15 protein-coding genes are annotated in these 26,510 nt (G+C 60.2%); 6 read left to right on the forward strand and 9 right to left on the reverse strand.

The features are described from left to right. Positions 1-194: 194 nt before the first annotated feature. The 3 genes from HY011_00895 to HY011_00905 form a co-directional block, all read right to left on the reverse strand. On the reverse strand, positions 195-1,169 hold the full coding sequence (locus HY011_00895; protein MBI3421470.1) for a universal stress protein: 975 nt from the start codon (positions 1,167-1,169) through the stop codon (positions 195-197). A 405-nt stretch (positions 1,170-1,574) separates the two neighbouring features. After that, a complete protein-coding gene (locus HY011_00900; GenBank protein ID MBI3421471.1) occupies positions 1,575-2,135 on the reverse strand; it encodes an Hsp20 family protein in 561 nt (186 codons plus the stop codon). Between the two features lie 490 nt (positions 2,136-2,625). Further along, positions 2,626-5,049, reverse strand: a complete 2,424-nt coding sequence (locus tag HY011_00905) for an ABC transporter permease (protein ID MBI3421472.1) — start codon at positions 5,047-5,049, stop codon at positions 2,626-2,628. Between the two features lie 343 nt (positions 5,050-5,392). Between HY011_00905 and HY011_00910 the strand changes: the two genes are divergently transcribed. Continuing rightward, the gene (locus HY011_00910; GenBank protein MBI3421473.1) at positions 5,393-7,426 is read left to right on the forward strand and encodes a hypothetical protein; all 2,034 of its coding nucleotides are present in this window, start codon (positions 5,393-5,395) and stop codon (positions 7,424-7,426) included. 107 nt (positions 7,427-7,533) lie between these two features. Here HY011_00910 and HY011_00915 read toward each other — a convergent pair whose 3' ends face one another. Beyond that, positions 7,534-8,208, reverse strand: coding sequence for a Uma2 family endonuclease (locus HY011_00915; GenBank protein ID MBI3421474.1), 675 nt, complete (start codon positions 8,206-8,208; stop codon positions 7,534-7,536). Positions 8,209-8,606: 398 nt separating this feature from the next. Between HY011_00915 and HY011_00920 the strand changes: the two genes are divergently transcribed. From HY011_00920 to HY011_00940, 5 genes are all read left to right on the forward strand, one after another. Continuing rightward, the gene (locus HY011_00920; protein ID MBI3421475.1) at positions 8,607-9,158 is read left to right on the forward strand and encodes a DinB family protein; all 552 of its coding nucleotides are present in this window, start codon (positions 8,607-8,609) and stop codon (positions 9,156-9,158) included. 132 nt (positions 9,159-9,290) lie between these two features. After that, positions 9,291-10,235, forward strand: coding sequence for a ThuA domain-containing protein (locus HY011_00925; protein ID MBI3421476.1), 945 nt, complete (start codon positions 9,291-9,293; stop codon positions 10,233-10,235). 167 nt (positions 10,236-10,402) lie between these two features. Then, positions 10,403-11,242 (forward strand): c-type cytochrome, encoded by an 840-nt coding sequence (locus tag HY011_00930; GenBank protein MBI3421477.1) that lies wholly within the window; start codon positions 10,403-10,405, stop codon positions 11,240-11,242. Beyond that, a complete protein-coding gene (locus HY011_00935; GenBank protein MBI3421478.1) occupies positions 11,239-12,873 on the forward strand; it encodes an acido-empty-quinoprotein group A in 1,635 nt (544 codons plus the stop codon). Before HY011_00930 ends, HY011_00935 begins: the two co-directional genes overlap by 4 nt. Positions 12,874-12,969: 96 nt before the next feature. Next, positions 12,970-14,049 (forward strand): sugar phosphate isomerase/epimerase, encoded by a 1,080-nt coding sequence (locus HY011_00940; GenBank protein ID MBI3421479.1) that lies wholly within the window; start codon positions 12,970-12,972, stop codon positions 14,047-14,049. Positions 14,050-14,084: 35 nt separating this feature from the next. Here the strand turns inward: HY011_00940 and HY011_00945 are convergent, their stop codons facing one another. The 5 genes from HY011_00945 to HY011_00965 all read right to left on the reverse strand — a co-directional run bounded on the left by HY011_00945 (position 14,085) and on the right by HY011_00965 (position 26,449). Next, positions 14,085-14,996: a hypothetical protein gene (locus HY011_00945; protein MBI3421480.1), complete on the reverse strand. Its 912-nt coding sequence runs from the start codon at positions 14,994-14,996 to the stop codon at positions 14,085-14,087. Positions 14,997-15,035: 39 nt separating this feature from the next. Continuing rightward, positions 15,036-15,470 carry a hypothetical protein gene (locus HY011_00950; GenBank protein ID MBI3421481.1) on the reverse strand — a complete coding sequence of 145 codons (435 nt, stop codon included), beginning with the start codon at positions 15,468-15,470 and terminating at the stop codon, positions 15,036-15,038. 177 nt (positions 15,471-15,647) lie between these two features. Further along, positions 15,648-16,844, reverse strand: coding sequence for an ATP-grasp domain-containing protein (locus HY011_00955; GenBank protein MBI3421482.1), 1,197 nt, complete (start codon positions 16,842-16,844; stop codon positions 15,648-15,650). A 273-nt stretch (positions 16,845-17,117) separates the two neighbouring features. Beyond that, positions 17,118-17,495, reverse strand: coding sequence for a fluoride efflux transporter CrcB (gene crcB / locus HY011_00960; GenBank protein ID MBI3421483.1), 378 nt, complete (start codon positions 17,493-17,495; stop codon positions 17,118-17,120). 113 nt (positions 17,496-17,608) lie between these two features. Beyond that, positions 17,609-26,449: a DUF11 domain-containing protein gene (locus HY011_00965; GenBank protein ID MBI3421484.1), complete on the reverse strand. Its 8,841-nt coding sequence runs from the start codon at positions 26,447-26,449 to the stop codon at positions 17,609-17,611. Between the last annotated feature and the right edge of the window lie 61 nt (positions 26,450-26,510).

A 26,510-nucleotide genomic window follows, 5' to 3' on the forward strand; every position in this document is an offset into this window, starting at 1 on the left:
TGTCCTAAAGTTGTGTGGCCGGCGAGTGCAAAGCTTTTTCCCACGAAGCCACACGAAGAAAACACGAAGATGCTTGACGTTCTTCGTGTTTTCTTCGTGTGGCTTCGTGGGAAAACATCTTTATTTTAGGCAGCAACACAGGGACAGGACACAACTCAACCTCGCGGCGCGCCGTTTTGCGTTGGGCAGGAGGGTTACAATTCGGGCATCCGTCCGCTGTCAGTGCCGCCATCAGCCATCATCAAGCTTCCGCGCTGCGGCGACACGTGCAAAACCGCCGCTTCGGTTTGTTGCTTCAGCGCCGGTTTCAAGGGCCGCGTAATCAGCACCGGGCAAGATGCCTGGCGCAAGACGCGGTCGGCGTTGGACCCAAACAGGGCGTGCATCGAGAAACCCGCGCCTTGGGCGCCCAGGCAGATCAAGTCCATTTCGTGATCTTCGGCATACGTCAGAATCTCGCGGTAGGGCTGGCCCGAACGCACGACCTGTTTGATCTGGCACCACAAAAACGCTTCGGCGGGCACGGCGGATTGCAAACGGCGCGCGGCCTGGTGAAAGGCAGCGGCCTCGCTGTTCGGCATCACCGCCAAGGCCGGCACAGGTTCATACGGCAGCACGTGCATCAGATGCACTTCGGCTTGATACTCCTGGGCCAGCAGCAACCCGTAGGACAACGCTAATTCCGAATCGTTGGAAAAATCGTGCGCGATTAGCAGCCGCCGCAACTTGAGGTCGCCCTCTTGCAAGCCCTCCCATTCGTGTTCGTTTGAATGCGTGACGAAGACCGGGCAAGGCGCTGTCCGGCAAATCGCCTCAGCGGTCGAACCGAGTAACGCTGCGGCGAGGGGGCGGCGGCGCGAACGCATCACAATCAAATCCACGCGGCGCTCAGCGGCGGCAGCCGGGATTTCTGACACCGGATCGCCTTCGATCAACAAGACCTGGCAAGCAATCGGCCTAGGCCCATTCAACTCGTGCAAGAGCGCTTCAAAGGTCTGCCGCAAATGCGCCGCGTGCTCTGCGGTGAGCGGGTCTGAAGTGCAATGACAGACAAACAACTCAGCCTCGTATGCGGCAGCTAAGGCGACGGCATAACGCAACGCCTCCACCGCGTCTGCCGCCGTGGGCAAATGATTTAGCGGACAAAGAATGCGTTTGACATCAACCATGGCAACACCGCCTTTCGGAGAAAACCGCCCACACTTGCGTAACCTTGCGCGTGGGCTGAATGCTGCCGTCCTTCTGGCAACGCCCGTGCCGTGCGGCCAACAACGGGCGGAGCAGGATCAGCGTGGAATATGGCTCAACCATTAGCGGGAATTTGCTCAGACCATAAAAGATAGGGCTTACGCAGAAGCATTGCCACAGAGGCACGGAGACACAGAGGAAAGCCTTGCCAGACCGGAAACCTAGCTCTCTGGCTCTGTGTCTCCGTGCCTCTGTGGCAATGTTTCCGGCTTTTGCGTAAGTCCTAAAAGAGAAATGCCGCAGAAAGCGCCTTCAACGGCTTCTTTCTGCGGCATTGGGCTGCGGCATCGCGTTGCTGCGGTGAATCTGGCCGGCTCAGAGAAAGCCTAGGCCGTCTTCACCGCGACTTGCACTGGCGCTGGCGTGGCGATTTTGGTCAGGGTGAGTTCCAGCACGCCTTCCTTGATCGTCGCGGCAGCGCTAGCCGGGTCAACTTCACCCGGCAATGTGAGGGCGCGGCAAAACTGATTCGCGCGCCATTCCGAATAAACCGTCTGCGCTTCCTGTTTTTCTTCCTGCGTGGTGGTCTTGCCGCTGATGACGAGGCGTTGCGGTTCGACGCTCACCTTGATTTCTTCCGCCTTGAAGCCCGGCACTTCAGCACGCACGATCAACTTGCCGCTCTCTTCTTTGATCTCGACGGGCACGCGCCGCGCCATCTCGGCTTCGGCCCGGAACCAGTCGTCCAATTCGCGGCCAAACTCACGCCCCCGCGCTTCAAAGAAATCATAAGCGCGCTTGGCGATATTTTGGGTCAACTCTTTCATCTGCTCGAACAACTGTTCGGCTTCGACAAAGAGCGGTTTGGATTCCGCCGCTGTCACCGCCTTGGGTTTCGCTGCGGCCAGCGGTTCAGGTTGTTTCGCAACTGCTTGAGACGTTTGCATAGTCTTTTCTCCTTATCTCATGGGAATAACGATCTGTTGAGTATTCACCTCGAATGACTCGCCCAAGCAGAGAGGTGCAACAGATGTGCCAGCCACTGCACAGGTATTTTCAGATGATTGTTGCGGAAGCCTGCCCAACGGCTGAGCAAAAGCGCGCAAGCAAGACTGTACAGCAGGCTGCCAGCCTGCTGCGGCCTGCGCCCGGGACGGAATGAAGGTGATCAGGACTTACGCAAAGATTTGCCACAGAGGCACGGAGACACAGAGGAAGACCGCGATCTCCGGCAGAACTGTAACAAAGCTCTGTGTCTCTGTGCCTCTGTGGCTATCGCGCGCGCGTTTTGCGTAAGTCCTGGTGATTTCGGCATTCATGCTATCGTCATCCGCATTGAGCTTGTTGCGACCTGCACGCAGGACCGAGGGAAAGTGATTGCGCCCTTACCGCCAAGCCGCAGCAGGCTCCCCAGCCTGCTGCGCACCGACACCGAAATTATTCGCTGCGCAGCGCCACCAACGGATCAACCGCTGTCGCGCGCCGCGCGGGCAGCCAGCACGCCAGGAACGCCACGCCCGTCAGCAGCAACGCAATCAAAGCAAAGGTCAGCGGATCGGTCGCGCTGACGCCAAACAACATGGCTTTCAACACGCGGGTCAACGCCAGCGCAGCCGCCACGCCCAGCGCTACGCCCAGCAACACCAGCTTCATGCCCTGCCCCAGCATCAACCGCAACAGCGCCCCCGGTTGCGCGCCCAGGGCCAGACGCAAGCTCAGTTCGGGCGTGCGTTGCGCGACGTTGTAACTCATCACGCCATAAATCCCGACAGCGGCCAGCGCCATGCCAAGCAGAGCGAACAGGCCCAACAAAGCCAGGTTGAAGCGTTCGCCCGCGACCGAACGATCCACGATCTCTTCCAGCGAACGCAGCGCCGTCACCGGCAAGGCGGCATCCACTTCGCGCAGTTGTTGCTGTACGGCGGCGCTCAACGCCAGCGGGTCGCCTGTCGTGCGCACCATAAACTTCACTGACAAAAACTTGCGCATCATCAGCGTGAGATCAGCGGGCGCTTGCGCGGCGGGGATGAACATCATCGGCGGCGCCGCTTCGTTCAAGCCGAAGTGTTTGGTGTCGCCGACGACGCCGACGATGCGGTGTTGCAGGGCGTTTGGCCCGCGCCCTATCTGCAACGGCTGGCCCAGCGGCTCAACGTTCGCCAGGAATTTCCGTGCAAACGCCTCGTTGACAACAGCGACGTGTTCCGTGCCCGTGTCATCAGTCGCCGCGAACGCGCGCCCTTGCCGCACGGGCACGCGCAACACGTTGAAATAATCGGCGGAGATCAACCGAAACTGCACCGATTCGCGCCGGGCGGGTTGGCCCGCAATCGCAAAAGGCATGCGGAATTGCGCGGAGAGCGGCAGGTTGCTGGTGACAGCGGCGGATTCGACGCCGGGCAAGGCGCGCAACCGTTCGAGCGCGCGGTCGTAAAAGGCCGCCGTCTTTGCCGTCGTGTCATAATTCGCGCCGTTGGGCGAGAGTTGAAAGGTCAGCACGTTGTGCGCATCAAAACCCGGCTTGACCTCGCGCAGATTGACGAAGGTGCGCGAGGTCAAGCCCGCGCCAACCAGCAGCAACAATGACAACGCAACTTCGGCGACGACCAACGCGGCGCGCAAACGCCCCTGGCTGGCGCTCGCCATCCCACGGTTCGCGCCGTCTTTGAGCGCCTGATTCACATCCACGCGCGACACTTGCCAGGCTGGCGCGAGGCCGAATAGCAAGCCCGTCGTGACCGCCGCCGCCAACGCGAATAGCAGCACGCGCCAATCCAGCGTGATGCCGCCCAGATAAGCCAAGCGTCCTTCTGGCACGCGCGCGGCTAGCCAATCCACGCCCCAGACGGCGAGCAGCAAGCCCGCCGCGCCGCCGCATAACGCTAACAACAGGCTTTCGGTCAGCAACTGCCGTAAGACGCGCGACCAGCCCGCGCCCAGCGCCTGCCGCACGGCCAATTCACGCTGCCGCGCCGTCGCGCGCGTCAATTGCAGGTTCGCCACATTCGCGCAGGCAATCAACAAGACGAAACCGACCGCGCCCAGCAACAACCACAACAGACCGCGCGCATCCGCCGTCATCGCCTGTTGCCAAGGCTCGACGCCGACAGTTTCATTCGGCTGCATGCGGCGCGGAAACTGGGCGCGATACTTTTCGCCGACCAACTGCATTTCGGCCTTGGCTTGCGCGGGCGTCACGCCGATTTTCAACCGGCCCAGCGCGCCGTAATTGGGGTCGCTGTCGCCTTTGAGCGAAGGACGTAGCGGCACATAGACATCGGATTCGGGCAGGAATTGGAAACCGCGCGGCAACACGCCGATGACGGTGTGAGGTACGCTGTCAATCAGCACGGTGCGCCCGATCAAATCAGCGCTTCCGCCAAAACGCCGCCGCCACAGACTTTCGCTCAACACCGCGACGGGTGTGCCGCTGGGCTGGTCTTCTGCGTTGACGAAGCTGCGGCCCAGTTGCGGCGCGACGCCGAGCACGCGGAAAAAATCTTGCGAGACTTTGAGCGCGGGCACGAATTCGGCTTCATTACCGCCCGCCAGATTGACGCCGGAACCGATGGATTGATAAAGCGCCAACGCCTCGAACGCTTGCTGGTTTTCGTGCCAGAAGAGGAACTTGGGTTCGCCCACCGAACCATCATCGCCGCCGGTGCCGCTCTGTCCCAGTTGCATCAACCGCTCCGGCTGCGGATAAGGCAGCGGACGCAGCAACACTGCGTTGACGACGCTGAACAGCGCCACATTCGCGCCGATGCCCAAGGCGAGTGAAAGCACCGCGACCACTGTCAAGCCGGGGCTTTTCAGTAGCATACGCGCACCGTAGCGTAAGTCGTGCAGGATGGTTTCCATCGTTGTTCCTCCTGCCGAGCGAGCTACCAACTCGCGTGCCAGGGCTAAATGACTGTTATGCAAAGCAAAGTTTTGACAAGGTTGTGGATGGCTGTTCGGAAGTGGGAAGGCGTGATCCCAAAAGTGAAGCTCCTGGGTACGCACGCTTCCAGCGTGCGAGCGCGCACATCGTGAGCCAGTCACAGAAACTATAGACTACAGTGTGCGCATGACCTTCAGCCTAAACAAAATGCCACGCTACGACCTCTCGGTCACAAGCTCGCGGCGCTCGCGTTCGCACGCTGGAAGCGTGCGAACCCAGGTGGCACGCAGTTTGGATAGTCTTGGCTGGAAAGGAACCAACATGAACTTGCTGGATGTTTACGAAGGCCGCCTGGCGTGGACGGATTACTTGCGGCAACAGCCCCAACTCGCCGCCACGGCTGAAACACCTTCGCTCAAGCTGGCGTTGAGCGAAGCGGTCTATCAGACCGCGTTGACCAGCGGCCTGGGCGGCGCGCGTATCGAACCACCAACCGTTGAACACACGCGCGAATTTGAACTGGCGGGCGCGCTGGCGCAACTCAACGCCGATTTTACGCCGCTGTTGGGCGATGCCGTGTGGCGGTTGGAATTGCAGCACGCGGCGCTGCTCGAAGTCTTGCAAGAGATTCGGCTGGCCGAATTCGAGCGCGCGGCCCGCGCCTATCGCACGCGGGCCGAACGCGCCTATCTGAATGGCTGGTATGCCGAGGCGCTCAGCGACTTCCTCAAAGCCGAACGGCGCAACTATCCCGATTTTGCCGTGCTGCGTTCCATCGCCAACATTTATCTTTATCATTCGATCAATCTGCCCAGGGCGCTCGAATACTTTCGCAAGGCCGCTAAGTACGCGCGTCCCGCCGATGCGCGGCAGGCCGCCGAGGCGCATTACTTCGCCGGGCTGGTCTGTTTGATCGAACAGCAGCCTGAACCCGCTTTGACCGAATTGCGCGAAGCGGTCGAGTTATTGCCGCAATTTTACGAGGCGCATTACCAGCGCGCCGCCGTGGCCGCCTTGCTCGGACAAAGCGACGAAGCCATCGCCAATCTGGAACAGGCGATCAGCGGCGATGCGCGGTATTACGAGCGTGTCAAAGGCGACGCTTGGTTTAACGGATTGCGCGCGGAAGTGCAGGCGCTGCTCGAACGTTTGGTCGAACCGGTGCAGGCGCGCGTCGCCCAGGTCAAACAGGATGCGGCGCAGTTGCAGGGTTATGTGATTGCCGTGGCCGAGCAGGAAAAACTCACGCGCGTGCTGCAAGAGTTAGAGCAGAAAGCGGCGCACGAAACGACCTATCACGACCGGTTAAAGCTGTTGGAACGGCTGACGCAGTTGCAGGAAGACTTGCAGCACATTCACGAACGTTTCGACAAACGCTATGCGATTGACCCGCGCGATTATGTGCGGGCGATTGCCTTCAGCCACGATGGGCGTTCGTTGGCGGCGGGTTTCTTGCACGGCGGCGTGCAACTTTGGGAAGTGGATTCGATGTTGCAACAGCACACGTTCACGGGCCATTACGCCAGTGTCAATTCGGTCGCCTTTAGCCCCAACGATCTGTTGCTGGCGACGGCCAGCCGTGATCGCGCGATCAAAATCTGGGAGGCCGACACCGGCAAGGAATTGCAAATACTGCACGGCCACAGCGCCGAGGTGCGCGCCGTCACGTTCAGCCCCGACGGTCAATGGCTGGTGTCGGGCAGCCACGACAAAACGATTCGCATCTGGCGCGCCGCCACCGGGCACGAAGTCGAAACGCTGCGCGGCCACACCCGGCCTGTGACCTCGGTGGTTTTTGCGCCCGACGGACAAATGCTGGCGTCGGGTAGTTGGGATCACACGATCATGCTGTGGGATTTGCATTCAGGCCGCGCCAGCAGCTTGCTCAGCGGTCACAGCAACGGCGTGGCGGCGCTGACCATCAGCCCCGACGGGCGCTGGCTGGCGTCGGGCGGCGAAGGCGGTGAGGTCAAGCTATGGGATTTGCAGGCCGGGCGCGAGGTGCGCAGCTTCACCGGCTTGCGCAACAGCGTCACGTCGGTGGCCTTCAGTCCGGATGGCGCGTTGTTGGCGGCGGGCAGTTTGGGCGTCAAAATCATGGTCTGGAAAACGGTGACCGCCGAAGTCGTGCGGAAACTGCAATACGAAAACATCAGCTACAACTCGGTGGCGTTTAGCCCGCGCGGGCACTGGCTGGCGCTGGGCAGCCGCGATTTGCAACTGTGGTTGAAAGCCATTCTGACCGAAGAGGAATACGCGGCGGTCAAAGCGGGCGAGGAACGCGCGGCGCGGGCGGCGCGCGAAAAAGAAGAGAAGCTGTTGCCCACGTATGTTTCGATTCTCACGGGCGCTTGAGCTATGGAACGGTGCCGCGCGCGTCAGCAAGCGGGCATCCGAGTATTGCCCATTCGTAAATGTCGGCGCCACCGCTGGCTGACGCGCGCGGTACTGCCACGGCTGGCTCAATCGAGGATGTCCGCCAGTTTCAAGGTGAACCCCGGCAGTAATGGTTCGCCGGAAAGCTCGGTGGGCTTGTCCGGAATTTCGACCGCCGTATTAGGGCGGTAAATGTGCACCTGCTTTTTCAATGGATCAATCAACCAGCCCAATTGCGCGCCGTTCGCCATGTACTCTTCCATTTTCCGTTGCAACGGTTTCAGCCGGTCTGAGGACGAACATAATTCGACGACAAAATCGGGGCAGATGCGCGCAAAAGTTTGGCGCTGCTCCGGCGATAAGGCGTCCCAACGTTCGCGCCGCATCCACGAAACATCAGGGGCGCGTTTGGCCCCGTTGGGCAAGGTGAATCCGGCAGAGGAGTCAAAACCTTTGCCTGTGCCATCGGCTTCGACCCAAATTGCAAAACGGCCGGTCAACAAAAAATTGCGGCCACCACCTTCGGAAACAACTGGCAGTTGAATAATCATTTCGCCCTCGCTGGTCATTTCGGTGCGGGGTTCAGGATGCGCGGCACAAAATTGCGCGTAGTCCTCATCGGTGCAGCGGTCGTGCTCGGCATCCGGCTGGAGGATGATGGCGCCCAGACCGGCGGGCCATTCAAGCGAAGACCAGAAGCTTTGGCTTGCACTTTTCGGGGCTTTTTTCGGTACCGTGGCAAATGCGGCATTGACAGTCATAAAGCGGTTCCTCCCTGCTAGTACTCCATCAAGCTGAAAATGAGGGATGTAGGGCGGGATTTAATCCCGCCCTACATCCCGGATGCGCTCTCAGCATCCATCACTTACAGCTTGATGGAGTACTAGGTCGTGCGTGAGGCCGCAGCATAGCCGCTCACCGCAACACGGGCAAGACAGGCTGACAGGCAATGGCGACTGTGCGCGGCTTTCAGACAATGCGTAACCACTCGACAGAACTCAGCGTCTGACATATTGTGCGGCAAGCAATCGCTGCTGGAATTGCACTTCAATCCAAAAATACACTGACAATCTGGCGACTCTTGCGAGTCAGTCGCCCAACTTGTCCGCCGCTTGCCGTTTGAGCTGCGGGCACAATCGCAACTCACAAGGAGCTACCTATGAAACTTTATCCATCCATTCTGCTGATCGTGGCGTTGGCCGTCACGGCCTTTGCTCAAAACGCCGCGCCCGCAGCCGCCGCGCCGCAAGCCGCCCCGTCCAACCCGCTCAGCGCCGAGGCCAAACAGATGTACAACGGCGTCAAAACCAATCTGATCAAGATGGCCGAAAAGATGCCGGAGGAAAACTATGCGTTCAAAGCCACGCCGGACGTGCGCACCTTTGGCGAACTGATCGCGCACGTCGCCGATTCGCAAGCGCGCACGTGTTCGACGGTGAATGGCGCGGCCAAAGCCGTCAACGCCGGTCAAAAGAAAACCAAGGCCGAATTGGTCGCGGCGCTCAAAGAGTCCTTCACGCTGTGCGATCAGGCGTTTGAAGGATTGACGACTGATGCCAAAGCCGTCGAATTGGTCACGATGGGCCAGCGCCAGCGCACGCGCATCGGCGCCTTGCTCCAGACTGTCTCGCACTCGAATGAAGAGTACGGCTATATGTGCGTTTACATGCGGCTCAAAGGCGTCGTGCCGCCCTCAAGCGAAGGACGCTAAATCAATTGGGACACTGGTACAGTACCGCGCGCGTGAGCAAGCGGCGCCACAGGTTTGGCGCTGCTTGGGTATGAGGTGACAACCGCCGCTTGCTCACGCGCGCGGTACTGTAAAAATTCTGGATAACCACTGATGAAAAGATTTCTCTGCACAATTCTTTTGCTCACGTTGACGGTGTTGGCCGCGCCCGCTGCCGCACCCATTCGCGTGATGCTGCTCGACGGCGAGAGCGGCGGGCCGTATCACAAATGGCAACTCACCACGCCCGTGCTGAAAAAACAGCTCGAAGAAACCGGCCTCTTTCAAGTTGATGTCGTCACCGCGCCCCCGGCGGGCGGCGATTACAGCGGCTTCAAACCGGAGTTCGGCAAGTATCAGGTCGTCGTTTGGAATTACGACGCGCCCGATGAACGCTGGCCTGCCGCGCTGAAAACCGCCTTTGAGGAATACGTCAAAAATGGCGGCGGGGTCGTCATTGTGCATGCCGCCGACAATGCCTTTGCGGGCTGGTCCGCCTTCAATGAAATGATCGGCATCGGCGGCTGGCGCAATCGCAACGAAAAAGCCGGGCCATTCTGGTACTTCAAAGACGACAAGCTGGTGTCGGACAACACGCCCGGCAATGCGGGCAATCACGGCGCGCGCACGGCTTACCAAATGAACATGCGCGATGCGAATCATCCGATCACCAAAGGCTTGCCGAAGCTCTGGATGCATCAAGGCGATGAACTCTATTCGCGCCTGCGCGGGCCGGGCAAAAACATGAACGTGCTGGCGACGGCCTATTCAGACCCGGCGAACAGAGGCACAGGCCGCGACGAGCCGTTGCTGCTGACGCTCAGTTACGGCAAAGGGCGCATCTTTCACACGGCGTTGGGCCACGACATTGTGGCGCTGAGCTGCGTCGGCTTCATCACGACCTTTCAACGCGGGACGGAATGGGCCGCGACGGGCAAGGTGACGCAAAAAGTCCCGGCCAATTTTCCGACGGCGAATTCGATCAGCTATCGCTCTGACATCTGGGCGCTGGACCCGAATTACAAACGCGGGCTGAACGGGCTGGATGCCGCCCGGTAAATCGAGTTTAGACCACTGGCAGAAAATGCGGCCCTGGCGACCAGGCGTTCAGAGTTCAAGCTTTAGCTTGTCCGGGCGCGACTACGGCGGACCCGGACAAGCTAAAGCTTGAACTCTGAACGCCTGCACCTGACGCACTCATTACGAACTCATCTTCGGAGAACGATATGTGTCATCAACGTAAATTCCGGCTGCTAGCCGTCGCGCTTGGCAGCGTCTTGTTGCTGGCCGTCACGGCAAACAATCCTAGTGCGCAAGAACCCGGCGGTGGCGGCGGACGGCGCGGCGGCAACCTGCGCGAGTTCCTGGGGCTAGGCCCAGCGCCTGATCCGGCGGCGGCGAAAAAGGGCGAGCCGCTCTATAAACAAAACTGTGGCGGCTGTCACGGCGCAGATGGCCGTGGGGCGCAAGCGCCCAATCTGCTGCGTTCGCCGCTGGTGCTGCACGATGTCAAAGGCGAAGAACTGACGCCGGTCATCAAACAGGGACGCGGCAATATGCCTGCCTTCCCTGGCCTGTCGGCGGATGACATTTACGCCATCTCGCAATACATCCATCTGCAAGTCGAATTGACGGCGAATCGTGGCACTTACGGTTCGACCTATGCATCGTTGCGCAATCAGGCGACGGGCGATGCCAAGCAGGGCGAGGCGTTTTTCAAAGCCAACTGCACGGCTTGCCATTCCGCGACGGGCGATTTGGCGAAAATCGGCGCGAAGTTCGCCCAGGTGACCGCCCTCAAGTCGCGCTTCCTCTGGCCTGCTGCGCAAGGCCCGGCCAAAGCCAAAGTGACGACGCCCGGCGGGCAGACGATCAGCGGCACAGTCAAGACGAATAACGATTTCGATATTTCGCTGATTGACGCCGCAGGCAATTACCATCACTGGCCGCGCCAACAGGTCAAAGTCGAAATCGAAGACAAGCTGACCGGCCATCGCGCCTTGCTGCCCAAATACACGGATGCTGACATCAACAACCTCGCGGCCTATCTGGTGACACTCAAATGAAAATCAACCGGCTATTACTCACGTTGACGCTGGCGCTCGCGGCTAGTTCGCTCAACGCGCAAGGGCTTGACCCCAAGACGCTCACCCTCTTCAAACAACCGGCGGATTGCTGGCCGACCTATAACGGCGATTATTCGGGACGGCGTTTCAGCGACTTGAAGCAGATCAATCAGACCAACGTTGACCTGCTGAAGATCGAATGGATGTACCGCATTCGCGGCATCGGCCCGCAGCGCGGTGTCGGCGACCCGACGATCAAATCCACTCCGCTGCTGGTGAATGGCATTTTGTATTTCACCATCCCCGATCACATCTTCGCCATCAACGCGCGCACCGGCGAGCACATTTGGCAATACGATTTTGAAGATCAGGGCGGTCACCTCGTCGGCCAGCGCGGCGTCGGGATGTATGGCGAATGGCTCTATTTTGAAAGTCCCGACGGCTGGTTCATCTCGCTCAATGCCAAAGACGGCAAGGAACGCTGGCGCAAAAAGATTGCCGATGAGAAGCAGCAATACTTCACCACGATGGCCCCGCTCGTCGTCAAAAACCACATCATCGTCGGCGTCGGCGGCGACGCGATGGACGTGCGCGGCTATCTGGAAGCGCGCGACCCCGACACCGGCGAATTGCAATGGCGCTGGTATACGACGCCCGAAAAGATGGGCGATCCCGGCTCTGAAACCTGGCCCGATCTGGACGCCATGCATCACGGCGGCGGCATGACCTGGATGCCCGGCACTTACGATCCTGATTTGAATTTGATTTATTGGGGCACCGGCAACGCGAACCCTGTGTTTGCGGGCCAAAGCCGCAAAGGCGCGAATCTGTGGACGGCCTGCATCGTCGCGCTCAATCCCGACACCGGCAAACTGGTCTGGTGGTTTCAACCTTCGCCGCACGACACACACGATTGGGACAATGTCGAAACGCCCGTCCTGTTTGACGCCGTCATCAACGGGCAGCCGCGCAAGTTATTGGGACAGGCCGCGCGCGCCGGATGGTTCTTCGTGCTGGATCGCACGAACGGCAAGAATCTGGTTTCCAAACCCTTCGCAGGCACCGGCAATTGGGCGCTGGGCGTGGACGCCAAAGGGCAGCCGATTCCCAACCCGGCGAAAGAGCCGACAGTGGACGGTTCGATGATTGACATGCCCGCGATGGGCGCGACCAATTGGCAGCCGCCCAGTTACAGTCCGTTGACTGAGTTGTTTTATTTTACCGGCACGCAAGGCTACGGCATGGCGGTTTTGTATGACACTTCAGAAAAGCCGCAAGGCTATGGTGGTGGGCCGGGCGGCAACTTCGATACGAGTTCGGCGCTCTTTGCGATGGACATTCGCACCGGCGCGGTCAAATGGAAGCACGAACACAAAGGCGGCGGCCCCGGCGGCGGCGCGCTGAATGGCGGCGTGTTGACGACGGCGGGCAGGTTGCTGTTCACCGGCGATTCCGGCGAACTGGTGGCCTTTGATCCGGCCAATGGCAACCCCATCTGGCATCAACGCCTGACCAGCGCGGTCAGCAATGGGCCTTCGACGTGGACGCTGGACGGCAAGCAATACTTGATCGTCGGCGCAGGCGATACGCTCTATGCGCTGACACTGGCGGGAAAAACCAAAGCGGAATAAGGCGTTGTTCAGAGTTCACGCTTCAGCGTGTTTGCCGCGCTCCAAACACGCTGAAGCGTGAACTCTGAACCCTAACTACTGTCCTAAGGAGATCAAATGACTGAGATCAGCAGAAGAGATTTTGTGAAGCACAGCGCCGTGCCGCTGGCAATGAGCGCAATGCCGCCTTCGTTATTTGCCAACACTACTGCACCGCTCAGCAAAATGGGCATCGCGTCTACGTCGTTTACGACCCCGCCAACGTCCGGCAATCCGGCGCAACCGGGAACCGGAACTGTGCCGCGTCCGCAAGGGCGCAGTGCGTATGATTTTTTAGAGAAATGCTACGCACTCGGTGCGGGCGGCATACAAACAGGACTGAACGGCGATCTGCCAAAGCTGCGCGCGCGCGCCGAAGAGTTGGGCATGTATCTCGAAGGCATGGTTTCGATCCCGCGTAACGGCGATATGAGCGCGCTGGAGAAAGGCCTCGCCGATGCCAAAGCCGCCGGGGTGAAAGTGGTGCGCGCCGCGATGCTGGGCGGTCGCCGTTATGAAACCTTCCCGACGCTGGCCGAGTGGAAGAAATGGGTGGATCAGAGCTACGCCGCGTTAACTGCCGCCCTGCCCATCATCGAAAAACACAAAGTCATCGTCGCCGTCGAGAATCACAAAGACTGGACGCTGGAAGATTTTCAGAAATTGCTGCGCACCTATCAAAGCGAATACCTGCAAGTCTGTTTGGATTTCGGCAACAACATTTCCCTGCTCGATGATCCGCTGGAAGTCATCGAGAAGCTCGCGCCTTATGCCAAGGCGACGCACATCAAAGATATGGGCGTGCAGCCATACGCCGACGGCTTCCTGCTGTCGGAAGTGCCGCTGGGCACGGGGCTGCTGGATTTGCCGAAGATCGTCGCCACCATTCAGAAGGCCAATCCGAACACGACCTTCTCGCTGGAAATGATGACGCGCGACCCGCTCAAAGTGCCGTGCATGACCAAGGCGTATTGGGAAGTCTTCCCCGACCGCAACGGCAAGTATCTGGCGCAGACCTTCAAGCTGGTGCAAACGAAGAGCAGCCACACTCCCTTGCCTGTCGTTGCGAATTTGTCGCGCCCGGAACTCATCAAGATTGAGGAAGACAACGTCAAGGCATGTTTTCGGTATGTCAGCGAGCAAAAGCTGATTGCGTAGCTTAGGCTACTGAAGCGTCTCCATTGAATCGTTCGTCAGTAATGCGGAAGCTGCGTTCGGTTTAATGCCGCGTCAATGAGCGTTCCCGCGTAGGCGTTGTCCAGGCTCGCTGGCGTGGCGAAGCTCATTCCGCCGCGCCAATGCTCCGGCGCTTCAGGATGAACGCCGGAAAGAATCACCCAGCCCTTGCCGGACATTCCTTCGACAATGGCAGGCGTCCCGTCGGGATACTTGCCCACCAGCGCACCCCAGCCGGTAAATTGCGGGCCATCCTCCCAGTAATGTTCAAGTGCTGGCGAACCGGCAACGGTGATTGCCACCGCAGCCTTGTGGATATTTCGATTCACGACCGCGTAAAAATCGAACCGCACGCCCGGCGTCAGTCTCAGACTGTTGGAAGGGGCATCTCCGGCAAGAAGTCCTCCCGCACAGATTCCCAGGTAGTTCAATCCACCTTGCACGGCATTGTGAATGTTCTGGGTTGTGCTGGAAGTCAGACCGTTGCCGATGTTGATGTAGTTGCCGCCGGGAATAATCAGCAGACGGTAAGCCATCAACTGTGCTTCGCTCATACCGTTCAACTGCCGTGAATTCGCAGTGGAATATTTGAGATGGTTGTCCTTCAGGATTGTCTCGACCGCCACAACATCATTGGGAGACGTTCCGGTTCCATTGAACAGAAGAAGGGGATGAGCATTGTTCGACGCCGGTGGAGCACAAGCCGTCATGGCAAGTGAGATGAAGATGAGTTGAGCAACTGTATAGATTGAGCCAGGCGCTGTGAACCAAAGACGGCGCGGAACCTCGCGAGGGATAAGGCTCGCTGGCAATTTGGTCATTGGTGCGTTCGCGCCCAGGATGGTAATTGAGCTGATGTTAGGCGCTGCTTGCAAGGAAGCGCACTTGCCGTCTTTCCCGTCGTTACTACGAGTTCCTTTCAAGATCATTGGATACGCATTCCCTTGAGCAGACTTATTAGGCGGCAATCAATCCCCAGCCCAGATGCCCAAGCACTGACTGGCATCGAATTCGACCACGGTACGGTAGGCCGGATCCTCCTTGTATGGAAGGATCACCATCCAGCGCTGCTCCCCGTTATATTGAATATCCTCTCGATCAATTAGCACGTGTGGCCCGATGAGGTGAATAGCAGGCTCAAGTATCTCCGGGTTGAAACCCTTGAACTGTCGCTCTACTTCACGAAGAAAGGACGGAAGGTTTGGCATGATGCTACGTGCGAGGTCTTTCTCGCTATCGCTTGGCAGCGGCGCTGGATGCGCCTCGATCGTGAGTCTCGTCATAAACAAAAGGTCAACTTCTGACGCGAACACAGACCCAAACGCAAGGGGTAAGTGAACTCGCCAGCCGAAAGGGTCGGCACTGAGTTCTGTCAATAGTTGCTCGAAAGATGGTTCACTCATCGCATACTCTTCCTTTGCCGCCTAGACCGGTTTGCAATTGCGTTTACGGGAGCGCGTTGGCCGGGACGGTACTGCGCGCGTGAGCAAGCGGCGCGTCAAGTTTACGCCGTTGGCCGAACCGCTCAGGCTCCGCTTGCTGACGCGCGCGGTACCGTCCCGCTGCGCAAGCCCCGCTTCTTACGCCGTCGGCTTATCCGGCAACGGCGCCGTCGCATAGAAATCCTGATAAAACCGCTCGGTATAACTGTCCAGTAATTCCTTCACTCGTTCGTGCGCGGGCGAGGCGACGATCAGCCCAGCGTGGTATTCCTTGTTCATCCGCCAAACGATTTCGGGATCGGTGTAAGCCGCCGTGTCGGGCCATTCCTGCTTGGCCAGCGAGATCAAAATGCCGGCGTAATCCTGCCGCAGCTCTTTCAAACGATATGGTTTCTCTGCCGTAGCAGTTTCGATCTTCGCCCATTCGCCCCAGAGATTCAGCCCGGTGGCCGCTTCGACCATCTCGGCGATGTTGGCCCCGCCGACGCGCGCGGCGATTTCCAGAAAGTAAAAATGCCCATCGGCGTGGCTGCGGATGAATTCGGCGTGCGTGACGCCGCGCACCATCTTGAGCGCGTGGATGACTTCGTGATTGATGGATTCGAGGGCGGCGGTTTCCAGACTTTCCCGCGGCAGGATGCGCGTGGTGAAGACACCGCCACTGTGCGCCACATTCATCGGCGTGTCGCCATATTTGCTGACGGCGGCAAAGACGACTTCGCGTTCAGAGACGACCGAATCCACATGATAAACACCGCCCGGCACGAAGCGTTCGAGCAGGTGATGCGATTGCTGGTCACCGAGTTGATCAAGCACCGGCCAAAGCTCTTGGGCGGTGTTGATTTTCTTGATGCCAATGGCCGAAGCCGACGAGCGCGGCTTCAACACCCAGGGGCCGGGCACGCGCGTCATGTATTCGCGCAGCTTGTCGTAATTGAGCACGGGCGCGAAATCGGGCACGCGGATGCCGTATTCGTGCGCCTGCGCGCGCATCGCCAGTTTGTCGCGGAAGTGGCGGCTGGTCGTTTCACCCATGCCGGGAATGCGCAAGTGTTCGCGCAAGGCGGCGGCCATCTCGATGTCAAATTCATCGAGCGCCACGATGCGGTCGAGGTGTTCGCGGCGCGCCAGATAGCTGACGGCGTTGCTGACCTCGGCGCGGATGGTCAGGCTGGGCATCAGGTAAACTTCGTCCAGACACTCGCGCGGCCAGTGGGCGTCTTTCAGCTTTTCATCGGTCAACAACAGCACACGCCAGCCTTGGCGCTTGCATTCGCGCATGAACTCCTGGCCTTTTTCATAACTGGTCATGCAAAGGATCGTCAGTTCGGACATAACGTTCGTTGCTCCTGTGTGAAAGTTTGAAGGCGATGATATTGGCGAATTGAAAGCGCCGTGACCGCTGGCGCGCTGGAAATTGCTGCGGTGAAGAGTAGCACAAGGGTTGCGGATGGGGCGAGTCAGCCGTTCAGGCGGATTGCAGTTTTCTACTTTAGCGGCGTGGCGCAGCCGCCAATGCGGTACAGGGAGCGGTAGCGATTTGGTCTCTCGGCGGGCTGCCTACGTGGAGTCGCCAGGTCGCTACCGCTCCTTGTACCGCACCGCCGCTTACAGCAACTGCGCGATGCGCATACCGAGCCAGGCACAGAGCAAGCCGAACAGCACGCTCGCGCTGGCATAGGTCACAGCCAGCACCCATTCACCCGCGCGCAAGAGCGACAGATTCTCCAGCGAATATGCAGAAAAAGTCGTGTAGCCGCCCAGCAAGCCGGTGATCAAGGCCAGCCGCCATTCCGCCGAGGTGAGCACTTGCAGGCGGTAAAGCTCGCCCAACATGCCAATCACAAAACTGCCGCTGAGGTTGATGAAAAGGGTTGCGTAAGGAAACTTCGGGTGTTTGAGCCAACTGTTGACCAGCAGCCCTACCGCGTAGCGGCACCCGCAACCGAGCGCGCCGCCGAGCATGACACAAAGCAGATTTGTCATAGTAGCTAAGACAAAGAAGGCCAGAGCGGTTAAGCCCTGGCCTTCTGAAAAAATGATTGATTGCAACCGGGGCGATGCTTGGCGAACCGCCCCGGTATAGCCTGTCTGCCGGCTTATTGGCAAGCTGGCGGAATGATCGGCACCGTCAGCGTGACGCTCGAATTCAAGGTCAGCTTATGCAAGTTGTGGCCTTGATTGAACGCGCCGGAACTCGAATTCGCATTCGAGTTCTGATTGATCTGCGCACCGATGATGCCGACAGTGGTGCTGGTCGAAGACAGCTTCATCCAGCCCGACCGGCCCGCCGGAATGAAGTTCGTAAAGCCGTTGAACAACCGCGGGAAGCTGTTGCTCAACTGCGAACGGAACTGGCAGGTCGAGACGTTCTGGGTATAGCTCAACCCGACCTCGGCATCGTCGTAAACAAAGCCGAACAGCGAAACCAGCGTCGCGCCGCTGCGGGTGTAATTGCCGCCAATCGCGTCCACAATCAGCAACGTGTTGTTCTGATCGGCCCGGCTCGGAATATTGTCGGACACCAGCAACGCCGGCAACCGGTTGTAATTCATGCCGTTGAAGTTCAGGTTCACAGTGGTCACAGAGGGATCCGTGCCCGCCGGGAACACCATCACTGCCGCCACCGCTTCGGCACCCAGGTTGGCCTGGTGCCCCGTCGCGAACTTCACGAACTCATCACCGATCAGACAGTTGAATGCGACCGGCAAGCCAGTGTTGTGATCAACTGCCACCGCCACAATGTACCCCGTGGCGCCCGGATCGAAGTCCGAAGCCAGGAATGTCGCGGTCTGATTCGGCGTCAGGCAGATGAAGGCATCCAGCACGGAGCAGGAAGCGCCATCCACCACGAACAAGTGCACCGTCGCCTGTTCAACACTTGAGATGTTGGTGACGCTGATGCGCGTGTTCTGCGAGTTCGGGTTCGCCGCATCCGAGGTATAGATCGGATACATCAGGATCGAACCCGCCTTTTGATCACTGATCTCAGCCGTCGCCGGGTAGCCTGGCACCGAACCTGGGCCAGGATCGTTCGGCGGCGGGCCAATGATCGTGTCGAAGAACGCGCGGTTGTTCGCCAACAGCAGCGTCCCCGGTGTGATGATCGAGGCGAAGCCCGAGAGCGGATTCGCTTGCACCGCCAGCGTGCCCGTTTCCGGCAGACAGTTCGTCGAAGTGACGGTCGCCGTGTTGGTCACGATGATGTTCGGATGCTTCTTGGGCACCCGCGCTTGCAGGGTAATGATGACCTGTGTCGCGCGCGGGGCGGCGCATTGATTGGCCGCGCCGACCACGCCCAGATTGATCGTCACCGTTTGCGTGCCAGCCGCATCGGTCGCCGTCGTCGCGTTCGGAGCAGCGATGCCGCCGCCGCCAGCGCCCGCCGTGATGGTCACGCTATTGTTCACCAGCGTGAAGCCTTTCGGCAGCACGTCGGTCACGACTACGCCATTCGCGTTGGACGGCCCCGCATTGTTGACCGTCAAGGTGTAGGTCACTACCGAATCCGGAATCGCCGAAGCCGGGCCGCTCTTGGCGATGCTCAGATCGGATTGCGCCTGTACCGTCGTCGTCGCCGACGCCACGACCGGATTGCCCACCAGATTCGGCGGCGTCAACGAGAAGATATTCGCGTTGTTGGTCAGGTTCTGCACGCACATCTGCGCATCCGTCAGGTTGCGAATCTGCTGGAAGTCCGCACAGACGCGCACAACGATGGTCAGCGTGCGCACGGTGCCGACCGGCGTCAAACCGCCTGCCGTACCGCCCGCTGCATCCCACACCGCCGTCACCGTCGGGCCACCCGCCACACCAGTACCGACCGAACCAACGGCAGGAAAGACCGTCGGCGTGGTTAGTGTTGCACCGGACGAGGCGACCGCCGAAACGAAGGCGGTGCCCTGCGGCAGCAAATCGCTGATGGTGAAGTTGAGCGCCGCGCTCGGCCCTTGCGGCGAAGCCGTGATCGTGTAGGTCAGCAAATTCCCCGCGATGACCGGGTCAGGCGTGTCCACCTTGGCGGCCGTCAGCGGTGAAACAAAGGTGATGTTGACGCGATCACAGACGCTGGAATTGACGAAACGTCCATTGGCGTCCGCCGTCGTATCCGGCAAGCCCGCTTGCACCGTCGGGCCGTCGCCCGCCGTGGTCGGGTCGAACGACATGGACTCGAAGGTCACGCAGTTGTCATAGAAGGTCGGCGCCGGTTGCGGCGTGTTTGGGTCTTGACGAACCTTGAACTTGAACTGAATCGTGCCCGCCGGGTTCGGATCGCCGTTCTGCTTCTTGTTCGGCGGCAGCGCTGGCCCGTCGCAAACCAGCGTCGCGCCATTGCCAAAGCCGATCAAGTTTGCCGGAGCGCACGTCCAGCCGGTCGGCAGAGTGATGTCAGCGACCTGCGGCACCACGCCCGCCTTCGCCACGATGGTCTGGAAGGCCGGAATGATGTCGTTCAAGCGCGGCATCGCCGCCGTGCTTGGGCCGTTGTTGGTCACGTCAATCGTGTACTCGAAAATCGTGCCCGCCACGACCGAGAGGCCGTCGGCGGAGGTATTCGTGTGCGATTTGACCGTCACGATGTCCGAAGTCGGGCCAACCGCGTTGGTTTGCACCGCCGTGGCCGACGTAGAGGTGTTGAAGTTGTTGATCGTCGCGTTGATGATCGCCGTGTTGGTCACGTCAACCTTCGTCGCGGGATCAATAAAGACGGTGATGTCGAACGCCGCCGTGTTATTCGGCGCGTTGGCCGACAGCAAGGGGGCAGTACATTGCACCTGACCGCCGTTCCCCGCCGGATCAACGATGCCAGTAGGCGCCGCGCAGGTGAAGGTGGCGCTGAAGGGCGCGATTTGATTGATCGCGACGTACTTGGCATTCGCCGGGATCAGGTCAAGGACGCGCACATTCGAGACATCCGATGGCCCGTTGTTGACGACGTTGATGCGGTAAGTCGCCAATGTACCCGGCACCAGCCCCGTCTGGCCCGCCGCGATGTCCACGAGGGTAACGCCTGGGACATTGCCGACCAGCGTGGCCGCGCCCGACGCCAGGTTGATGGTGTAAAGGCCCGAAGCGCCAGCCACGTTGAGCGAGGCATACGCCGTCGCGCCCCCGCCACTGGTAACGTCGAAGCCCACGTCCGCACTGGTATTGACGCCCAGATTGCCGACGGTCGTGACCGCGCCGGTGTTGGGCGAGGGCACGCCGTTGATGCCGCCGATGGTCACCAACTGGTCGGTGTTGAAGTCAATGCCGTAAAGCGTCGTTTGCGTGGCCCCGGCGTTGTTGCGGTCATACGCCGCCCCTGTCACCTGCGCGCCTGCCGTCAGCGCCGTGTCCACGCCAGCCACCGCACCCGTGATCGGGTTGAGGCGGAAGTTGTCGCGGCTGTTGGCCGTCACACGAATGCGATCCACGGTCGGGTTGAAATCAAACCCGTAATCCGTGCCCGCCGCGACGCCCGCCGATTGCGGCAACGTGAACGAAGCGCCGATCTGCGTCGCCGCGCCGGTGACTGTGTCAATCGTGTAAAGCCGCCCGGTCGTACCGCCGGTAACGCCCAACCCATAGAGCACGCCCGTCGCCGGACGGACATCAATGCCGCGTACCGACTCGCCTGCTTGCAGACCGACGATTGCCAATGGCGCACCGATCAGCGTGCCCGGCGTGGCCGCGTTGAACCGCACCAATTGATTGGCATTGGTCAACCCAAAGACGGTCGTCGTCGCGGGCAGCGCCTGGGCGAAGGTTCCGTTCTGCACGACCTTGGTAATCGCCAGTTGCGAGTTGGCGACCACCAGATTGCTGGTCGTCAGGCTGGTGTTGTTACCGGGGTTCGGGTCGGAGGTGCCCGGCGTGCTGCCTTGTGGCGCGGACGTGATGTTGGCCGCATTGCCCACAATCGTGCCGCCCGAAACCGATTCGTTGACCTTGACGAAGAAGGTCAGCGTGCCGGTGTAACTGGCAGGCAACACGCCCGCCAGGAAGGCCGGATTCACACCCGTGTTGTCCGCCGGTACGCACGTGATCTGCGCCGTGCCGGGGTTGCCCGCCACCGTGCAAGTCAGATTGATCGGGGCCGCTGGTGTGGTGTCGGCCTGGATCGTGAAGGTGAACGGCAGCGCGGGCGGTTGCGCCGCCGGCACGAAGACGCCACCGGTCGCCAGCGCGCCGACAAAGGCCGTGTTGCCCGGCACGTTGTCCGTGATGCGCACATTGACGGCGCTGGACGGGCCAGCATTGCCAAACGGCACGTCGTAGCGGATGTAACCACCCGCCGCCACGGAACCGGTCGGCGAATTGGCCGGGGGCAGCGCCACGGGCACAAGCGGGCCTGCGCCATCCGGGTCAACCACCGGGCTGGAAGTCTTGGCGATGCCCAGATCAGCCGACCCACGCACCAACGTCGTGTCGCAGGATTGGTTGTTGCCGTTCGCCGCCACCGTCACTACGTCAGCGTCGTTGTGTTGGCCGCCGCCGAGCGGATCAATTTCCGGCGTCGGATTGGTGTTGCGCAGCGTCACCGTCGCGCAATTAACCAGGTTCGTGCCGTCGGGCACATTCGAATCAATGTCAACCTTGACGATGATGTCGAGACTGGCCCCGGCGAAGAAGTTGCCCGCCGCGCCGGGCGCGTTCTTACAGAGCACTTCGCGCGTCGCCGCCGTGTAGGTGCAGGTGAAGCCGCCCGGCCCATTGGCAGGCACGAACGGATTGTTGGCGATGTTCGCCAGCGTGGTGCCCACTGGCAACACGTCGCGGACAATGATCGAACCGGCCCCGGTGGGCGGATTGCCTTGCGGCGGATTGTCGCCCAGCACATCGCTGGGCCCCAGGTTCCGCAGCGTCAACCGGTAATCAATGCGGGTACCCGCAATGCCGAAGTCCGGCGCTTCTTTCTTAATGGACATATCCGACTCGTGCCGCACGGTCGTGCGCTGAGTGGAAGTCGCAGTTTGCGCCACCAAGGGGCCGACCACGCCATTGCTGTCAGACCAGTTGATGACCACCGTGTTAAGCAGGCCAGCCGGATCATCCGGATTTTGCGGCAAGGCATTCGGCGGCACGCTCGGCAGCACTTTCACGACAATCGTGATGTTGGCCGTCGCTCCTGCCGGGAACACGCCACCCGGAATCGCGGTGCATGTCACCACGTTCGCTGCTTGCGCGCAGGAGTTGGCGGCGCTGAAGACGCCCGTACCAGTGGCGGAAAGGAACTGCACCTGCGTCGCGGGCGGCAGCGTGTCAACCACGCTCACAGCTTGCGCGTCGGAAGGGCCGTTATTGTTGACCGTGATGGTGTAAGTCAGATTGGTGCCCGCCACGACCGGGTCGGGATTGTCCGTCTTGATGACGGTCACGGCGGAATCAGTCGTCACGGTCGTGTTGACCGGACCGACCGCGTTGTTGGCCAGTACCGGATCGCTGGTGGTCGCTGAAACGGTGGCGTTGTTTGCCAGCACCGTGCCATTGGCGACACTCGCGGCTACCTTGCCGACGAGGGTGATCGTCGCGGTGTTGCTGCCCGAACGCGGCGGAATGATGTTCGGGTCGTTCGCAATCAGCGTCGCCGCCGTGCAATTGACCACGCCCGCATTGCCGTTGTCGGGCGTGCAGGTGAATTGATTGTTCGTGCTCGAAGCCGAGACGAAGCTAACGTTGGGCGGCAAGGTGTCTTTGACCACCACATTCTGCGCGTCAGATACGCCATTGTTAGTCACCGTTAGCGTGTAGGTGATGTTCGCGCCCGCATTGACGCTGGCCGGACCGGTCTTGGTGATGGCCAGGTTCGCTTCGGTGCGCACGCGGTTTTGCGTTTCGTTCGAGAGGTTATTGCCGCCATTCGGATCAGGTGTGGCCGGTGTCGCGCCGACGCCCTCTGAATGAATGGTCGCAGTGTTCTTGATTGCCGTGCCCTCAGCCACGTTTGCCAGCACGCGCGTGCGGAACGAAATCGTGCCGTTGGCACCCGCCGGCAACGTGCCGCCACCCGTCGGGGTGCAATCAAGTTGCGTGGGCAGTGGCGAGACCGTACAAGTCAGCGCTGGGCCAGCCGCCGGTGTCACCACAATCGAACCTGCCACGAATTGCACATTCGCCGGAATCACGTCACGAATATGAACGTTGACCGCATCGCCCAGCCCGCTGTTGCGATAGGTCAAGCCGTAGAAGATCTCGCCCTGACCGGTCACAATTGGCACCGGCAAAGCTGGCGGAGCCGCCGAGATCGCGCCGCCCGCCGTCACTTGCGCATCGAAAGCCGAACCGGCCAGCGTGTAGGAAGCCTTCTGAACAGACAAATCGGCACTCGGCCCAACCGGTGTATTCACTGTCGAAGTGTTATTGGCCGAAACCGGATCTATCGCATTTGATCCCGCGACGATGTTCACCGTCGCGGTGTTGTTGATAAAGCCACCCGGCTGGCCGCCGTTAAAGTTGGCGTTGACGGTGACAGTAAATTTGATCGTTGCCGATGCGCCTGCTGACAACGCTGACGTCGCAGTACAAGGGAACGCCGTAGCCAGGTTGCAACTAAAGCCTGCCGCAGTAATCACGGTGCCAGTCTTGAGCGTCGTACCGGTCGGAGGGAAAGGCGCATCTGCGACAACGAATTCACCCGCGCCGATGTCGCTGGGGCCGACGTTCTTGACCGTAATCGTGTAGTTGATGTCCTGACCAGCCAACACCGCATCCGGCGAATCATCTTTGGTGATTTGCAGATCGGAGCAATGATTGACCGTCGCCGTGCTGGTCGAAGTGCCAACCGCGATCGTGCCGGTACCAGCAGTCGTGATGGTTGCCGTATTTGCCAGCGCCCCACTCGGCGCGGTGGGCGACAGCTTGACCGTGATGTCGAGCGTGCTCTGACCGGTCGGGATGTCCACCGCCGCGCAAGTCACCGTGCCCGGCGTCCCGCCATTGTGTGAACAGCCGGTCAGGAAGCCGCCGTTCCCGCTTAAATTCAGGAACGTAGTGTTCGCCGGCAGCGGATCACTGATGGTCGCGTTGAGCGCCGTGCTCGAGCCACCATTATTGACCGTGATGTGGTAGGTGTAGGTGTCACCGGCACAAATCGTCGCCGGGCCAGCCTTCGTGATCGAAAGCGGCGCGTCCACCACAATGTTCTGCTGGACGCTCGCCGTGTTGGGCGCAACGTTGGGCGTAGGCTCCTGCGTGGCGGAAGCAACTGTCGCGGTGTTGGTGCGAACGCCACTCGCCACATTCGGTACAATCTGCGCAACGATAAAGATCGTCGAAGTAGAAACCGCAGCCGTGTTCGGATCCGGGCCGGGCAGGCTGCCGGTGCAAGTGACCGTTCCATTGGTGGCGTTTGGTGGCCCGGTGCAGATCAACCCGTACCCGGCGATGGCCGGATTGTTCACGACTCCCACATTCTGAAAGACGATGCCCGGCGGCAGCGGATCGGTCACGACGATGTTCTGCGCGTCCGATGGGCCATTATTGGTTACCACCAACGTGTAGCTGAAAGCCGCGCCGCCCGCCGTCGGAGTTGGGTTCGACGTCACTTTGGTGATGCCCAGGTCGGCCTTGGTGATGACCACATTCGAAGTCGTCAGCGAGGTATTGTTGCCAGCATTGATGTCTTCTGAGCCGTTGCTGGTGATCCGCGCCGAGTTGCCAATAATTTGATTAAGCGTGGCCGAAGCCAGCACGCGGAGGCGATAGGCGATGCGCGCCTGGAAGCCCGCCGGCAATACGCCCGGCGTATAGCCCGGATTGATGGCGATGTTGTTGCCCGGACGGCACGTCAGCAGCGCACCCGCGCCGAAGTCATGACAGCCGATGGCAAACGTGGTGGCAGTACCGACCGGCGGCCCACCCGTGTCATTGGCAATGCTCACGGCAATCACACCCAGAGCCGCTGGAATGATCGGCTGGCCTGGCACAGGCCCGGCGACCGGATAATCTTGCGGCGGGGCATTCACGCCCGCAAGCTGTACCGGCCCACCTGGGACTTGATCCTCAATAATGACGTTGGTGGCGTTGGCCGGACCGAGGTTGTTGACGGTCAGGACGTAGCTGATGTTGCCACGCCCTTCGTTCCCGATGCTGCCCAGGCTGATCATGCCCACCGAATTGCCACCCGCCAGAACCGAGTTCTGCGGATCGGGCAACGGCGGCTGCGCAGTCTGTGCGAACTTGGTGATCGCCAAATCGGCGGAGGGCGCGACGATGTGTGACACGATGTTGGAACCGATGAACACTTCATCAACACCATTGCCGTCAAGGTCGGTCTCGAAGAAGGCGGTGTCGTTGATGATGTTATTTGGTGTCGCGGCGGGCGACACGAGCATGTCCACCTTGAGCACTACAGTCTGGTTAGCGGCAAAAGTATCCGCGCCGCCACCAATGCCATCGCCTGCATAGCAGGTGAACTGATTGGTGCCATTTCCATTCGGAGTGATCGTGCAAGGCCCCCAAGCGCTCCCCCCGCCAGGCTGGGTCATCACACCTGTCGGGAACGCCGGGTTGAATTGGAACAGCCCTTGGGTCGTCGAGGTGTCGAAAGAGCGAATGAAACCATTACCAGCCGTCGTATCAGCCGTCGCACCATTCGTAATAGTGATGGTGTAGGTAATGATCTGCCCTTGCCCAACTGAACTGCCGCTGGGCGGTGTCGCAGACTTGGTGATGTTGTAGGGCGTAAACATCGCGGCTGTCGCCACAGGGGCAGCCGCGTTTTTATACGTTGATGGTAAAAGTTGCTTTTTGATGGCGGTGCGCAAGGGTGCGGGAGCGACAGATAATATCTTTTCCGCCGCCGCGCTGGCCTGCACGCGTGCCACCAAAGCCTGGCGGGCAGCCGCCACAGGCCGCATGGGCGCGAAAGCAAAGACCAGTCCTGCCAAAATCAACACTGCGCCGCTAATGAGGAACGCGCGCCGTGTCGTGAGGTGTTGTGTGTGTGTAATTCGCATCGGATTTCTCCTAAATCGCTAAAGGTTAAAACAGCGCGGAGGTCTAGGCCTCAAACGCAAT

The sequence above is a fragment of the Acidobacteriota bacterium genome, from assembly GCA_016196035.1.
Classification (GTDB): Bacteria; Acidobacteriota; Blastocatellia; order RBC074; family RBC074; genus JACPYM01.